Genomic DNA, 15480 nt, shown 5'->3' on the forward strand with positions numbered 1-15480 from the left:
AGCAACGCGCTCCCGTCCGGCTTTTTTTCATAAAGGCCGGCTAACCCCAAATCGCCGGCCAGTTTCGGCCCAACCGGAGCAAGTCTCTGATTCCGGGGACAAAGCTGCGCTGCATCGGGAGTGCCGGCCAGGCGGCATCTTGCTCGTCCCGATGACGCGTTACCGGGGTGACATCAAACTGTCATGCGACTGTTATAATCGAAGGCTATTGGCCTCAGCGGGCGCCGAGAGACACTGGCGCCGAGAGACCATCTTCCGAACAGGAGCAGGCCACATGAAGAAATTCCTCTATACGGCGTCGGCCGCGGCGCTTGCGCTCGCCGCGTCGTCCGGCTTCGCCGCCGCGCGCGACCAGATACAGGTCGCCGGATCATCGACCGTGCTACCCTATGCCAAGATCGTCGCCGAGCAGTTCGGCGAAACCTTCACGAACTTCAAGACCCCAGTCGTCGAATCCGGCGGCAGCGGCGCCGGCATCAAGGAATTCTGCAAGGGCGTCGGCGAAGACACGATCGACATCGCCAACTCGTCGCGTCCGATCAAGAAGGACGAACTGAAGTCCTGCGCCGACGCCGGCGTGAAGGAAGTCCAGGAAGTCCGCATCGGCTATGACGGCATCGTCTTCGCCACCGACATCAAGGGTCCGGACTGGGCGCTGGTTCCCGCCGACATCTACAAGGCGCTCGCAGCCAAGCTGGTCGTCGATGGCAAACTGGTCGACAATCCGAACACCAAGTGGAGCCAGGTCAATCCGAAGCTCCCCGACTGGGACATTGCCGCCTACATCCCCGGCGAAAAGCACGGCACCCGCGAAGTGTTCGAGACCAAGCTTCTCGACGCCGGCTGCGACAAGGCGGCCATCAAGGCCACCGGCATCAGCGACGACAAGGAAGTCGGCAAGACCTGCATCGCCATCCGCAAGGACGGCAAGGCTGTCGACATCGATGGCGATTACACCGAGACGCTCGCCCGCATCGACTCCAACAAGACCGGTGTCGGCGTGTTCGGCCTCTCCTTCTACGAGAACAATGCCGACAAGCTGAAGGTCGCCAGCGTGGAAGGCATCGTGCCTTCGACCGAAACGATCGCTACCGGCAAATACCCGGTTTCGCGCCCGCTGTTCTTCTACGTGAAGAAGGCGCATCTCGGCGTCGTTCCGGGCCTGAAGGAATATGTCGAATTCTTCCTTGACGACCAGATGGTCGGCCCCGAGAGCCCGCTCGCCGAATACGGCCTCGTGGCTGCTCCGGACGCCGAGCGTCAGGCCCAGCGCGACGCTTTCGCCGCCGGAAAGGCGATGTAGTCAAGCTACCGGACCAGGGCGCGGGCCAAATCCGCGCCCTGGTTTCACCGCACGCCGCAATGGCGGCTGCGCTAGAATTTCCCTTGGGGTGGGTCCATGTCGTCCTTGCTCGTACTGGCCATCGTCGTTGCCATCGGCCTGGTTGCCTTTTTCATCGGCCGCCAGCGTGCCGCGGCCCAGGACAATGGCAAGGTCAAGCCGCATTCGCGTGCCCATTATCACGGCTGGTGGGCCTTCCTGCTCGCCGTCCTGCCTGCTCTTTTGCTGCTTGCCGTCTGGGCCGTCGGCTCTTCAGTCTATCTTGACCGACACATTCATGCTGCCTTGCCCGAGCGCACCGTCGACAGCAAGGTTGCCAGCGAGGCGCTGGACGTCAGCCTGGTAAAGAGCCTCGCCAGGGGCCTGCGCAAACTCGATGCAGGCACATTGGCCGCACCGCCTGCCAGCTTCGCCGAGCTGCAGCCGCTGCTCGCCGCCAAGGGCGTGGCACTGGCGAGCGACACCCAGGACTACATGATCCCGATCGCCGTCGAGGCGAACAAGGTCCAGGACCGGCTCGGCTTGTTCGGTGCCGTCGTCATTCTCGCTTTGTCGATCGCCGGCGCCTTCTATGCGCTCAGGCAGATCGCGCCGCGCGCCAGGGCGCGCAACAATGTCGAGAGGCTGATGCTGTGGGGGCTGCTCGCGGCTTCCACAATCGCCATCCTGACCACGGTCGGCATCGTGCTTTCGATGCTGTTCCAGACGATCACCTTCTTCGAGAGCGTCTCGCCGATGAGCTTCTTCTTCGGCACGGTCTGGGATCCGCGTTTTGCCGCTGCCGGTTCGGGCGGCAGCCAGGGCCAGTTCGGCCTGATCCCGCTTCTTGCCGGCACGCTCTACATCGCCGCCGTCGCCCTACTGGTGGCGGTACCGGTCGGGCTGATGTCGGCTGTCTATATGGCCGAATACGCAACACCCAGGGTGCGCTCCGTGGTCAAGCCGGCGCTTGAACTGCTGGCCGGCATACCGACCATCGTCTACGGCATCTTCGCCGTCGTCACGCTCGGACCATTCCTGCGCGACCTGTCGGCGGCGCTGACCGGCGGTTCGCCCTTCATCCAGGGCCAGAGCATCTTCACCGCCGGCCTGGTCATGGGCGTCATGCTCATCCCGGTCGTATCCTCTCTGTCCGACGACATCATCACCGCGGTGCCGCGCGCCATGCGCGACGGCTCGCTCGGCCTCGGCGCGACCCGCTCCGAGACGATCAAGCGGGTGATCCTGCCGGCGGCACTGCCGGGCATCGTCGGTGCCATCCTGTTGACCGCCTCGCGCGCCATCGGCGAAACGATGATCGTCGTGCTGGCGGCGGGCGTCGCCGCCAATCTCACCATCAACCCGTTCGAGGCGATGACGACCATCACCGTCAAGATCGTCAACCAGCTCACCGGCGACCTCGAGTTCAATTCGCCGCAGACGCTGGTCGCCTTCGCGCTCGGCCTGACGCTGTTCGCGCTGACGCTGGTGATGAACATCGTCGCGCTCTACATCGTGCGCAAATACCGGGAGCAGTACGAATGACCGACATCCCCATGGATACGATGGTCAGGGCCGCGGCCCATCCGCGCCGCGACATCGGCCTGAAGGCCCGTTACGCCGCCGAACGCCGTTTCCGCATCTACGGCGCCGTGGCGATTTCCGTTGGCCTGGCGTTCCTGGCCATCATGCTGATCACCATCGTCTCGAAAGGCTACACCGCCTTCTGGCAGACGACGGTATCGCTGCCGATCACGTTCGATGAGAAGGTGATCGATCCTTCCGGAAAGCGCGCCACGGATCCGAGCGTTCTGATCAAGGCAAATTATCCCAAGCTCGCCGAAAACGCGCTGGTCGCCAAGCTCGGCATCAATCCCGACGACAAGCCGGCAATCAGGCAGCTCAAGGGCTTCCTGTCGGAAGGCGCCCGCGTCCAGTTGCGCGACATCGTCGCAGCCGATCCGTCGGTCATCGGCACGACGCGCGACGTCAACATCCTCACCGCCGCCAATCTCGACTCGGCTTTCAAGGGCCAGATCGACCTCAGTGTCGAGGAAGCGCGACGCAAGGTCTCGGACCAGCAGATCGCCTGGATGAACAAGCTCAAGGCCGATGGCGTGATGGCGGAGCATTTCAACACCGGCCTGTTCTCTTATGGCGCCTCCAGCCGCCCGGAAACGTCGGGCATGGGCGTGGCGATCATCGGCTCCTTTTACATGATGGTGATCGTGTTGCTCCTGGCGCTGCCAATCGGTGTCGCCGCTTCGATCTATCTTGAGGAATTCGCCAAGAAGAACCGCCTCACCGACCTGATCGAGGTCAATATCAACAATCTGGCCGCCGTGCCGTCGATCGTATTCGGCCTGCTCGGCCTCTCGGTGTTTATCAATTTCCTAGGCATGCCGCGCTCCGCCGCTTTCGTCGGCGGCCTGGTGCTGACGCTGATGACGCTGCCGACGATCATCATCGCGACGCGCGCGGCACTTGCCGCCGTGCCGCCGTCGATCCGCTCGGCAGCTCTCGGTCTTGGCGCCTCCAAAATGCAGATGGTGTTCCAGCACATCCTGCCGCTTGCCGCGCCCGGCATACTCACGGGCACTATCATCGGTCTGGCACGTGCGCTCGGCGAAACCGCCCCGTTGCTCTTGATCGGCATGGTCGCCTTCGTCGCCGATTATCCGAAGACGCCTTTCGATCCGGCCACCGCGCTGCCGGTGCAGATCTACATGTGGGCGAACGAAGCCGAACGCGCCTTCGTCGAGCGTATGTCCGGCGCCATCATCATCCTGCTCGTCTTCCTTATGGCCATGAACATCACCGCGATCGTGCTTCGGCGTCGGTTCGAGCGGCGCTGGTAGAAAAAAGGCATTTTGGTATGAACATCATGACCGAACAGTCCCTTGAAAACGCAGTGGGCGACAAGATGAACGCCAAGTCGAACGAAGTGATCAAAATGCGCGGCGACAAGGTCGGCGTGTTCTACGGCGAGAAGCAGGCGCTGTTCGATGTCAATCTCGACGTCCGCCTCAATCAGGTGACGGCGCTGATCGGCCCCTCCGGCTGCGGCAAGTCCACTTTCCTGCGCTGCCTCAACCGCATGAACGACACCATCGATTCAGCGCGGGTAACCGGCAAGATAACGCTCGACGAAGAGGACATCTACGACAAGAACATCGACGTCGTCGAGCTCAGGGCGCGCGTCGGCATGGTGTTCCAGAAGCCCAATCCGTTCCCCAAGTCGATCTACGAGAACGTCGCCTATGGCCCGCGCATCCACGGACTGGCCAAGCGCAAGGCCGACATGGATCAGATCGTCGAGTCGAGCCTGAAGAAGGCGGCAATCTGGAACGAGGTCAAGGACCGCCTGCAGGAACCTGGCACCGGCCTTTCCGGTGGCCAGCAGCAGCGTCTTTGCATTGCGCGCGCCATCGCCGTGTCGCCCGAGGTGATCCTCATGGACGAACCGTGTTCGGCGCTCGACCCGATCGCCACCGCTCGCGTCGAGGAACTGATCGACGAACTGCGTCAGAACTACACGATCGTCATCGTCACCCACTCGATGCAGCAGGCGGCGCGCGTGTCGCAGCGCACCGCGATGTTCCATCTCGGCTATCTGGTTGAGGAGGGAGCCACCGACAAGATGTTCACCACCCCCGACGACAAACGCACCCAGGACTATATCACCGGCCGGTTCGGCTAAGTTCAGGCATACGAGGGACGAAGATCATGGGTGAACATACCGTCGCATCTTTCGATGAGGATCTGGAGCAGATCAGCCGCCTGATCCGCGACATGGGCGATCTCGCCCGCTTGATGGTCAGTGGCTCGACCAAGGCATTGCTCAATTCGGACAATGCGCTTGCACAGCGCGTCGTCTCCGACGACGCCATCATGGACGCGCGCCAGCGTGAGCTCGACGACCGGGCCATCACGCTGATCGCCAAGCGCCAGCCGATGGCCAACGACCTGCGTGCGGTGGTCGGTTCGATCCGCATGGCCGGCGATCTCGAACGCATTGGCGACCTTGCCAAGAACATCGCCAAGCGCGTCGGCACCGTCGGGCTGAGCGTCACGCCGCGCGACCTGTCGCATTCGATCGACGGGATGGCGCAGCTGGTGTTGATCCAGGTGCAGGGCGTGATCGAGGAATATGCGGCGCGCGACGCCGAGGCCTTGGCCAAACTGCGCGCCGACGACGAGCGCATCGACGTGAAATACACCTCCGTGTTTCGCGAGCTGCTGACCTATATGATGGAAGACCCGCGCAACATCACGGCCTGCACGCATCTGTTGTTCTGCGCCAAGAACCTCGAGCGCATCGGCGACCATGTGACCAACATCGCCGAAAATGCCTATTATGTTTTGACCGGCACGCAACTGCCCGCCAATCGTCCGAAGCAGGACGAGACGGCAATGTCCGCGCCAGCGGCATGACAGGGGTAACCAGCCGATGATCGCGCCACGCATCATGGTGGTGGAGGATGAGGAGCCGCTAGGCGTGCTGCTCCGCTACAATCTGGAGTCCGAGGGTTACCAGGTCGAGGTGGTGACGCGCGGCGACGAGGCCGAGATCCGGCTGCAGGAGAACGTTCCCGACCTTCTGGTGCTCGACTGGATGGTGCCGGCGGTTTCCGGCATCGAACTCTGCCGGCGCCTGCGAATGCGTCCAGAGACCGAGCGGCTGCCGATCATCATGCTGACCGCGCGCGGCGAGGAAAGCGATCGCGTGCGCGGCCTGTCGACCGGCGCCGACGACTATCTGGTCAAGCCGTTCTCGACCCCGGAGTTCATGGCCCGCGTCAAGGCGCTGCTGCGCCGCGCCAAACCGGAAGTGCTGTCCAGCGTGCTCAAGGTCGGCGACATCGTGCTCGACCGCGAGTCGCACCGGGTCTATCGCAAGAAGAGCGAGATCCGCCTCGGGCCGACCGAATTCCGCCTGCTCGAATTCATGATGCGTCATCCCGGCCGCGTGTTCTCGCGCAGCCAGCTGCTCGACAATGTCTGGGGCGAGACGATCTACATCGACGAGCGCACGGTCGACGTGCATGTCGGCCGGCTGCGCAAGGCGGTCAACAACGGCCGCATGCCCGACGTCATCCGCACGATCCGAGGCGCGGGCTACGCCATCAGGGAGGACTAACTCAAGCGACGTTCTTACCGACGAGGCCCGCTCTCGCCTGCGCGCCGGGCGCGAAAATCTCCTGATCGACGAAGGTCAGCGCCCGCATCGCGCAGCCTTCGCGGATCAGCGGCAGTTCGTTGGGCTCGGTGTCGAAGGAAATCGATTTCGAGTGCTGGCCGCCGGCGGTCTGGGCGATGGCCTCGCGCAGCGCCGGCTCGATCAGGTCGAAAGCGGCGGCACTGGCGCCGACCATGGCAACGGGTGCCGGGTCGATCAGCGCAAACAGGCTGCCGAGGCCGTAGCCGAGCGCTTCGCCGGCTTTGCGGTAGGCTTCCCGCTCCGGTCCATCCCTTTCGCGGGCCGCGGTCGCCAGGGCGCGCATGTCGGCATCGCTGACATCGGCAACGGGTTCTGCGTCCTCACCCAGTTGCCTTGCGTTGCGCCAGATGGCGTAGTTGCCGGCATAGGCCTCGACGCAGCCGCGCCGTCCGCAGCGACACAGCGCGCCGTTCGGCCGGTGGATCATGTGGCCGAACTCGCCGCCCGAGGAATGGGTGCCGGTGAACAGCTCGCCCTTCAGCACCAGGCCCATGCCGATGCCGTGCGACAGGAGGATGGCGATGAAATCGTCACGGTAGCGCTGGGGATCGCGCCAGCGCAGCGCTATCGCCATCATGTTGCAGTCGTTTTCCATGGTGGCGGGAATGCCGAACTCGTCTTCGAGTATGTCGGCGAAGGCGATATCGGTGTGCGGCGTGATCGGCGACCACAGCATGGCGCGGGCACGCGTGTCGGTGATGCCCTGGATCGCCAGCGCGATGCGGGCAATGCTGCGCACGTCAAGGTCGGGATCTTCGAGGCGGCGCCGCACGATTGCGACGCATTCGCCGATCAGCGCGTCGCGCGGCATGGTCAGCGTGTCCAGCCGGCGCTGTTCCTCGGCGACTACCTGGCCTGCATAGTCGATGACAGTGACGGAGAGAAAATTCAGCGACAGCACCACGGTCATCACCGCCGCCGCTTCGGGATTGAGGCTGAGGCCGACCTGCGGCCGGCCGCGCTTGAGCGAGCCAGCCTCGCTCGGCTTGCTTTCGGTCAGGATGCCTTCGCCAATGAGATCGGAAGAGATCGCCGATATGGTCGAATGGCTGAGTCCGGTTGTCGCGGCGATCTCGGTGCGTGAGGGCTGTCCGGAGCGGCGCACGGCCGCGATCACCATCGCGCGGTTGCGACGGCGCAAATCGTCGTGGCGGATTCCGACCGACATGTTTCTTCACATCCTCCCGGTCGCCGCGGTTCTTCCTGCCCTGGAACGCTGCCGGCAACGCGGTCAAATACTGGCAGACGTAGGCCGACCTGTCATTTATTTATTCCGAGGCTCGAAAAAATTTCGGAAGGACATCAAAATCCATCAGAATCGATGTTGACAGCGTTCGGGTGTTGGATCAGTATTTTTTCGAGGCTCGAAAAAATAGGGCCTCTGTGCCGGCCTTCGGGTCAGTTTGGTCGCGCCATACGCGGCGCAGGGAGGATAATATGAAAAGATTCACAGCCGCCATCCTGGCGGGTGTCGCCATGTCGCTGACGCTCGCGTCGGTCGCGCAGGCGAAGGACAAGGTCATCGGCGTTTCATGGTCCAACTTCCAGGAAGAGCGCTGGAAGACCGACGAGGCTGCGATGAAAACGGCGATCGAGGCCGCCGGCGACAAATACATCTCCGCCGATGCGCAGTCCAATCCCGGCAAGCAGCTTACCGATGTCGAGAGCCTGATCTCGCAGGGCGCCAATTCGCTGATCATCCTGGCGCAGGATGCCTCGGCCATCGGCCCGGCCGTGCAGAAGGCGCTGGACGAAGGCATTCCGGTCGTCGGCTATGACCGGCTGATCGAGAACAAGGACGTCTTCTACCTGACCTTCGACAACAAGGAAGTCGGCCGCATGCAGGCCCGCGAAGTGTTCAAGGCCAAGCCGGAAGGCAACTATGTCTTCATCAAGGGTTCGGGTGCCGATCCGAATGCCGATTTCCTGTTCGCCGGCTCCATGGAAGTGCTCAAGGACGCCATCGACAGCGGCAAGATCAAGAATGTCGGCGAGGCCTATACTGACGGCTGGCTGCCCGCCAATGCCCAGAAGAACATGGAACAGTTCCTGACCGCCAACGACAACAAGGTCGATGCAGTGGTCGCGGCCAATGACGGCACCGCAGGCGGCGTCGTCGCGGCGCTGACGGCGCAGGGCCTTGCCGGCACCGTGCCAGTCTCGGGCCAGGACGGCGACCATGCAGCACTCAACCGCATCGCTCTCGGCACGCAGACCGTGTCGGTGTGGAAGGACGCGCGCGAACTCGGCAAGAACGCCGCCGAGATCGCCTCGCAGCTCGCCGACGGCAAGAAGACAGGTGACATTGCCGGCGCCAAGGACTTCACGACGCCGGGCGGCAACACCGTCAAGTCGCTGTTCCTGACCCCAGTTGCCATCACCAAGGACAATCTCAACGTCGTCATCGACGCCGGCTGGATCAAGAAGGACGAAGTCTGCGCGGGCGTTGCGGCCGGCAGCGTCGCGGCCTGCAACTAAACCAGGCCGCCATCGGTTCGAAATCTCGGCGCCGCGGCCCCAAGCCGCGGCGTTTCTCAAGGGGCTTCCGCTTCAAATGACAGCGGAAAGCACATAGCATCCATATTCCGGCATCCGCGCCAGACGGCAACCGGTGGGAGGATAGCAAGATGACCGACACGACCTCAAATCAGCCGGTCGCCAGCACTGCAGCGGACCGGGCGCGGGCATCCGAACTCAGCGCCGCAGGGCGGTTTCTCAAGGCTACCGAGCTCGACACGCGCATGCTCGGCATGGTCGGCGCGCTGCTGGTCATCTGGGTCGGCATACACATCCTCTCGGGCGGGCTTTTCCTGACGCCGCGCAATCTGTGGAACCTGTCAGTGCAGACCTCCTCGGTCGCGATCATGGCCACCGGCATGGTGCTGGTCATCGTCATGCGCAACATCGACCTTTCGGTTGGCTCCGTCGAAGGCGTGATCGGCATGATCATGGGCGTGGCGCAGGCCGAATTCCTCATTCGCGTCATCGGCTTCCAGCTCGGAAATCCCTGGCTCTGGATCATCGCGCTTGCCGCCGGCGTGGTGCTTGGTCTGCTGATCGGTGGGTTCCAGGGCTTCATCATCGCCTATATGGAGGTTCCGGCTTTCATCGTGACGCTGGGCGGCCTGCTGGTCTGGCGCGGCATGGCGTGGTTGATCACCAGCGGCCGCACGGTCGCGCCGCTCGACGCCACCTTCCAACTGATGGGCGGTGGACCACGCGGCTCGATCGGCGCCACAGCCAGCTGGATCGTCGGCGTCGTTGCCTGTGCGGCGGTTGCCTTCGCGCTGCTCAACGGCCGTTCGCAGCGCAAGCGATTCGCCTTTCCACTGCGCCCCGTCTGGGCTGAGACCTTGCTTGGCGTGGTCGCCTGCGCCGCCATCCTTGGCGCCGTCTGGATCGCCAATTCCTATCCATGGCCGATCGGCATCGTGCGCCAATATGCGCAGCAGAACGGCATCACAATTCCCGAAGGCGGGCTGTTCATCGCACATGGCATCGCCATACCGGTGCTGATGGCGGTGGCGGTGGGCATCATCATGACCTTCATCACCAAGCGCACGCGTTTCGGCCGCTATGTTTTCGCCATCGGCGGCAATCCGGAGGCCGCGGAACTCGCCGGCATCAACACGCGCTGGGTGACCATGAAGGTTTTCATGATCATGGGCGTGCTGGCGGCCATCAGCGCGGCGATCTCATCGGCCCGACTCAACGCGTCGACCAATGCGCTGGGCACGCTGGACGAGTTGCTGGTCATCGCGGCGGCCGTCATCGGCGGCACGTCGCTGGCCGGCGGCGCCGGAACGGTGTTGGGCGCCATGCTCGGCGCGCTTTTGATGCAGTCGCTGCAGTCCGGCATGGTGCTGCTCGGCATCGACTCGCCGCTGCAGAGCATCGTCGTCGGCGCCGTGCTGGTCATCGCCGTCTGGCTCGACACCGTCTATCGCAAGCGCGTCTAGGAGGCATGCCATGACCGACAAGACTGCTCCTGCAGCCACTGCGCTGATCGACATGCGCAACATCTCGATCGCGTTTGGCGGCATCCGCGCCGTCGACGACGCCTCGATCGATCTTTTCCCCGGAGAGGTCGTGGCGCTGCTTGGCCATAATGGCGCCGGCAAGTCGACGCTGATCAAGATCCTGTCCGGCGCCTACAAGCGCGATGCGGGCCAGATCTTCGTCAACGGCGAGGAGGCATCGATCTCCAATCCGCGCGACGCCAAGAAATACGGCATCGAGACGATCTACCAGACACTGGCCTTGGCCGACAATGTCGATGCCGCCGCCAATCTGTTCCTCGGCCGCGAGCTGATGACCGCCTGGGGCACGCTCGACGACGTTGCCATGGAGGCGGAGGCGCGCAAGGTGATGGGCCGGCTCAATCCCCGTTTCCAGCGCTTCAAGGAACCGGTGATCAAGCTCTCGGGCGGCCAGCGGCAATCGGTGGCGATCGCGCGCGCGATCCTGTTCAATGCCCGCATCCTGATCATGGACGAGCCGACGGCGGCTCTCGGTCCGCAGGAAACGGCGCAGGTCGGGGAACTGGTCAAGCAGCTCAAGTCCGATGGCATCGGCATCTTCCTGATCAGCCACGACATCCACGATGTGTTCGAGCTTGCCGACCGGGTCTGCGTCATGAAGAACGGCCAGGTCGTCGGCACCGCCCGCACCACGGATGTGACACAGGACGAGGTGCTCGGCATGATCATTCTGGGCAAATGCCCGCCAGGCGCCATTCCCGGACCGGGCGCGCTGAAGATCGCCGCCTGAGGCTTGCCGTAGCGACGCCGCGTGGCCGGACGAATGTGCCGGGTCTCGGGCCATCCGATGTGCCAGCCGTCAGGATGGCTTGGCCTTGCCATTGTGTTGGCACGGCGACTTGCCCATAAAGGCCCGACATGCTCAGGGACCGCATTCATCCGTTGAAGAAGCTTTTCCCAGTCGTCGCGTTCATCGCCGTCGCGCTGATCAGCATGACAATGGCGGGGTTCGCCTATTTCGCGACGCAGGAAGCCGCACGCATCAAGTTCGACGCGACGGCCGACGATGCGCTCAACCGGATAGAGAGCCGCATCGACCTGCATTTGTCGCTGCTGCGCTCGACACAGGCCCTGTTCGATGCCCGCAATGGCGATATTTCCGACAATGAGTTCAAAGCGTTCTTCAAAGCGCTCGATGTCGACAAGAATTTCGCCGGTTTGCGCGGCATTGGCTTTCTCAGGCTGGTGAAGACTGGAGACGAGGCGTCGGTCGAGCGCGACATACTGCGCGACCAGGGCGTGAGCCATCCAATCTATCCTGACACAACGCAACCCTGGCGCACGCCCATCATGCTGTTCGAGCCGCAGGATCCGTCCAACCGGGCCAGCATCGGCTATGATATGTTCAGCGAGCCAGTACGGCGCGCCGCTGTCGAAAAGGCGATGTCGGACGACCAGCAGCACGCCAGCGGGCTGCTGCAACTGGGCCAGGACACCAGTGCCGCGCAGACGTTCACCGGCTTCCTCGTCTTCGTGCGGCTCAATGTCGAAACCGCGCCCGATGTCATCAATGCGTCCAGGTCCTCCACGGCCGGGTTTCTCTATGCGGCTTTTCGAGCTCGTGACCTGTTCCAGGTCGCACTCAGCCGATCGCCGCTGCTGCCGGTCAACACCGAAATCTATGACGGCGACGGCGTGGTGAACGGCGACAATCTGTTGTTCCGGTCGGAGACGCCACCGGGTTCAACCTTCCGCGACAGGCTGCTGGTCACTCGCAAGATCATAGTGGCTGGCCGGCCATGGACCATTCTGTTCCGACCGACCAGCGCGTTCTCGCAGCCGTCATCGCGCGCCATCCCGGTGATGCTGGGGTTGTTCGGCCTGCTTTTGGCGGGCGCTATCGCGCTGGTGGCGCGCTACCAGGAGCGGGCCTATGAGGCGGCGTCGCGCTTGCACGAGACGACGGAAAAGAGCCTGATCGAGAAGGATCTGATGCTGCAGGAGATGAAGCATCGTATCAAGAATTCCATCACCAGGGTGCTGGCCATCGCGCGCCAGACGGCTTCGCGAGCCACCGACGTCAACGAGTTCTCTTCATCCTTCGCGGCCAGATTGCAAGCGATGGCGGCGTCCCAGGACATGCTGACGCGCTCGCGCTGGCAGAAGGCCGATCTTGGTGATCTCTTGCGCATCGAACTTGGCCAGGTGTTTGGCAAGGAGTTGCCCGAAGAGCTTTTGTCGGGACCGGAAGTGCTGCTCGACGAAACCACCACGCAGGCGCTCGGCCTGACCTTTCACGAACTGGCGACAAATGCGCTGAAATATGGCGAAGCCGGCAATTCCGCCAATTCACTTAGGGGCGACTGGGCGCTGAAAGTGGACTGGTCGCTCGAAGGGCGGGGGCGCGACAGGACGCTGGTCCTCAATTGGCGCGAGACCGGGCAAAAGAAACTCGAAACGCCGGCCAAGACCGGATTCGGCACCAAGCTGATCGACCTCAATGTCACGCGCGAATTGCGCGGAACGATCAAGCGCGACTACCAGGCCAATGGGCTGAATGTGGAAATCACAATCCCTCTGGCGAACTGACCACGGTCGTCAGGCGAGCGGGATCAAGCATCCAGACATCGAAAATCCGGAGACCGACGGACCGGTCTCCGGATTGACGTTTCGATTATCGCCGAACTAGTTGCAGCGAGCCGTGTAGATCCGGCCGCGATGATCGCGATACTGGCAATAGCCGTTGCGCAGATTGCGCACCAGCAGGCCGGAGCCGGCACCAACGGCTGCGCCGATCAGCGCGCCCTTGCCGCCGCCGACCAAGCCGCCGACACCAGCACCAATCAAGCCGCCGCCAACCACGTCCTGCTCGGTCGAGGTACAGCCGCTGACCGCGACCACTGCAACCATGGCAATAATGATCTTCCGCATCGAGTCACTCCTCACTTTGTGTCCTCACTTTAGTAAGCTCCAACCGCCATTTAGCATGAAATGGCGCCCTTTGCCCGCGCGAATTTATTGTTGGCTAAGATAGTCTTTTTCGGGGCGTGTCATGTTCGACGCAACAACGGCATTTGAAATCTCCAAGGATGCGTCGAGACGGCCGTCCGGGCTGACCTTCCACACCACCTGGTCGTAGTCGTCTTCAAGCGCCGGGTCGACCGCAAGGCATTTGGCGACGATGTGCTCGGCCTGGCCCTTCACGTCGTCCAAGGCAAACGGCCGTTCGGCGACGCATTGGTCGGCGGTCGCGAAAACGCTTACGGGCACCTGGAGTTCACGGCAGTCGGCCATCGTGTTCGAGCAACCGATGACCAGCAACAATGCAGCGATGTGTTCCATGGGAAGATGTCCTCTCGCCATAGTAACGGTCCGAATTCGCCAAAGTTCCTGTTCTGCCTGGCCTGCCAGCGAATTAGGCTGGCGCGATGCCAATTCCGTCCACCAGCCGCAACGGCAGGCATGACGGATCCTCAGTAGACCAGCTCGTACAGGGCGATCGCGGCGATCACCGCGGCCAATCCAAACGCGGCAAGGCGCGGTGAGGCGGAGGGAACAAGAGGCCGCGGTGGCGCGGATGCCTCGGAATCCTCAAACTCACCCATCGAAACACGAGCGGCCTGCTCCAGTCTGTTCATGTCGGCAACTGTCAACGCATTCCTCCCATACGATGCTGCAAGTCCTGCTGCGGAAAGGTTCGGCGGTGCGGCAGGATCCAGCGGTATCTGGGAAAAACAGCATCCGCTTTTATGGTGAACAGCCGGTTAAGCATCCGGCAAACGGCGGTCGCTTATTCCGTCTCGAAATTGCCGTGCGGAACGACAAGGCGGTATTCGAGGCGACCAGCCGCGATTTCAAGCGTCGCGGTGCCATTCAGCGACGCCGGCACGACCCGTTCGAGCGCGACGCTGCCGAAGCGCTTTTCACTACGCTGGTTGTCATTGGCCCCGATCGCCTCTGCCCATGTCAGAGACAGCGAGGTCCCGGTGTCAGCGGCGGTCAGGTTGGCCGTAACCTCGACGAAGCCATCGGGCCGCGACAGGGCGCCATAGCTCACCGAGTTGACGGCGAGCTCATGCATGGCGAGGCCGATATGCAGGGCAGCGTTCGGATTGAGATAGGGGTTTGCCCCCTGGAAACGCAGGCTGCGCACGGGATCCCCGCCGTAGCGGCCAACCTGGCCCGATATCAGTTCGCGAAGTGCAGCACCCCGCCAATTGGAAGAGGTTACCAAGTCCTGGGACGACGCTAACGATTGCAGCCGGCCGCGAAAACGTGTCAGGAAATCACCGATGCCGTCGGAGTAGCGCCCGGTTTGAGTGGCTATGCTTTGAATGATCGCCAGCAGGTTCTTCGAGCGATGACTGACTTCGCGCAGCAGCGTCGTCAGGGTCTGCTCCCGGCGCTTCTGCTCGGTCGTCTCGACCATTGTGGTGACGACGCCTTGCACCGTGCCGCCATCACCATGGTCGGCATCGATCCAGACCTGAAACCAACGGATGCCATCCTCGACGGGAACACTGATTTCGAGGCGCTGCGGATTGCCGGATGCGATGACGTCACGCTTGGCCGCACTGATGCGGTCAGCTTGCGCCGCCGGCAGGATGCTGGCGCTTTCAGCGCTATCAGAGGCCCAGGGCGCGCGCATGTTGCGCGCCCATACGGTTTTCATTTCGCGATCCTGGTAGAGAACGGAGATGCCGGCATTGTGCAAGGCATGGAGAAGAGCCCGGCCGAGCTGCATGCCGGTTTCAGCGGGATGCAGGGCGATGACTTCATCGCTCATGCCTTCCTTGATATCTCTGGTTCTGGAACGCATCGGCCAATCTGTCCGCCCAACTCAGGCTGAACGGCTCACTGTTAAATGGGTTCCCAAAAAGAGTTTCCCCCGAAAACAGCCTCCAAATGCGGTCCGCCGGACGGTTTCCTTTGAAGGATACCGCCCGGCGGTGGCTGGA

The 15480-nt window shown here is 62.8% G+C and carries 15 protein-coding genes; 10 read left to right on the forward strand and 5 right to left on the reverse strand.

From position 1 onward, the window contains the following. Nucleotides 1-274: 274 nt before the first annotated feature. The 6 genes from ACSQ3L_RS07300 (at nt 275) to phoB (ending at nt 6461) form a co-directional block, all read left to right on the forward strand. On the forward strand, nt 275-1303 hold the full coding sequence (locus ACSQ3L_RS07300; RefSeq protein WP_436159328.1) for a PstS family phosphate ABC transporter substrate-binding protein: 1029 nt from the start codon (nt 275-277) through the stop codon (nt 1301-1303). 96 nt (nt 1304-1399) lie between these two features. Next, nucleotides 1400-2866 carry a phosphate ABC transporter permease subunit PstC gene (gene pstC / locus ACSQ3L_RS07305; RefSeq protein ID WP_436159329.1) on the forward strand — a complete coding sequence of 489 codons (1467 nt, stop codon included), beginning with the start codon at nt 1400-1402 and terminating at the stop codon, nt 2864-2866. Continuing rightward, the gene (gene pstA / locus ACSQ3L_RS07310; RefSeq protein ID WP_436159330.1) at nt 2863-4179 is read left to right on the forward strand and encodes a phosphate ABC transporter permease PstA; all 1317 of its coding nucleotides are present in this window, start codon (nt 2863-2865) and stop codon (nt 4177-4179) included. The genes pstC and pstA overlap by 4 nt, the downstream gene beginning before the upstream one ends. Nucleotides 4180-4196: 17 nt before the next feature. Next, nucleotides 4197-5021 carry a phosphate ABC transporter ATP-binding protein PstB gene (gene pstB / locus ACSQ3L_RS07315; protein ID WP_127267721.1) on the forward strand — a complete coding sequence of 275 codons (825 nt, stop codon included), beginning with the start codon at nt 4197-4199 and terminating at the stop codon, nt 5019-5021. 26 nt (nt 5022-5047) lie between these two features. Further along, nucleotides 5048-5755, forward strand: a complete 708-nt coding sequence (gene phoU, locus ACSQ3L_RS07320; protein ID WP_436159331.1) for a phosphate signaling complex protein PhoU — start codon at nt 5048-5050, stop codon at nt 5753-5755. A 16-nt stretch (nt 5756-5771) separates the two neighbouring features. After that, nucleotides 5772-6461, forward strand: a complete 690-nt coding sequence (gene phoB, locus ACSQ3L_RS07325; RefSeq protein ID WP_010911896.1) for a phosphate regulon transcriptional regulator PhoB — start codon at nt 5772-5774, stop codon at nt 6459-6461. A 1-nt stretch (nt 6462) separates the two neighbouring features. Here phoB and ACSQ3L_RS07330 read toward each other — a convergent pair whose 3' ends face one another. After that, nucleotides 6463-7710: an ROK family protein gene (locus tag ACSQ3L_RS07330; RefSeq protein WP_436159332.1), complete on the reverse strand. Its 1248-nt coding sequence runs from the start codon at nt 7708-7710 to the stop codon at nt 6463-6465. 269 nt (nt 7711-7979) lie between these two features. On the opposite strand from ACSQ3L_RS07330, the gene xylF reads away from it, so the two are divergent. The 4 genes from xylF (at nt 7980) to ACSQ3L_RS07350 (ending at nt 13111) form a co-directional block, all read left to right on the forward strand. Beyond that, nucleotides 7980-9020 (forward strand): D-xylose ABC transporter substrate-binding protein, encoded by a 1041-nt coding sequence (gene xylF / locus ACSQ3L_RS07335; RefSeq protein ID WP_436159333.1) that lies wholly within the window; start codon nt 7980-7982, stop codon nt 9018-9020. 149 nt (nt 9021-9169) lie between these two features. Then, the gene (locus ACSQ3L_RS07340) at nt 9170-10501 is read left to right on the forward strand and encodes a sugar ABC transporter permease (protein WP_436159334.1); all 1332 of its coding nucleotides are present in this window, start codon (nt 9170-9172) and stop codon (nt 10499-10501) included. Between the two features lie 10 nt (nt 10502-10511). After that, nucleotides 10512-11312 (forward strand): ATP-binding cassette domain-containing protein, encoded by an 801-nt coding sequence (locus ACSQ3L_RS07345; RefSeq protein ID WP_292186760.1) that lies wholly within the window; start codon nt 10512-10514, stop codon nt 11310-11312. A 152-nt stretch (nt 11313-11464) separates the two neighbouring features. Continuing rightward, nucleotides 11465-13111, forward strand: a complete 1647-nt coding sequence (locus tag ACSQ3L_RS07350; RefSeq protein ID WP_436163390.1) for a CHASE domain-containing protein — start codon at nt 11465-11467, stop codon at nt 13109-13111. Between the two features lie 96 nt (nt 13112-13207). Here ACSQ3L_RS07350 and ACSQ3L_RS07355 read toward each other — a convergent pair whose 3' ends face one another. From ACSQ3L_RS07355 to ACSQ3L_RS07370, 4 genes are all read right to left on the reverse strand, one after another. After that, the gene (locus ACSQ3L_RS07355) at nt 13208-13453 is read right to left on the reverse strand and encodes a YMGG-like glycine zipper-containing protein (protein ID WP_292186766.1); all 246 of its coding nucleotides are present in this window, start codon (nt 13451-13453) and stop codon (nt 13208-13210) included. Between the two features lie 84 nt (nt 13454-13537). After that, a complete protein-coding gene (locus tag ACSQ3L_RS07360; protein ID WP_436159335.1) occupies nt 13538-13864 on the reverse strand; it encodes a hypothetical protein in 327 nt (108 codons plus the stop codon). Between the two features lie 131 nt (nt 13865-13995). Further along, on the reverse strand, nt 13996-14175 hold the full coding sequence (locus ACSQ3L_RS07365; protein WP_436159336.1) for a hypothetical protein: 180 nt from the start codon (nt 14173-14175) through the stop codon (nt 13996-13998). A 137-nt stretch (nt 14176-14312) separates the two neighbouring features. Further along, entirely contained in the window at nt 14313-15341 is a 1029-nt protein-coding gene (locus ACSQ3L_RS07370) for a sensor histidine kinase (RefSeq protein WP_436159337.1), read from the reverse strand. Between the last annotated feature and the right edge of the window lie 139 nt (nt 15342-15480).

The organism is Mesorhizobium sp. LjRoot246 (assembly GCF_964254115.1).
Classification (GTDB): Bacteria; Pseudomonadota; Alphaproteobacteria; order Rhizobiales; family Rhizobiaceae; genus Mesorhizobium.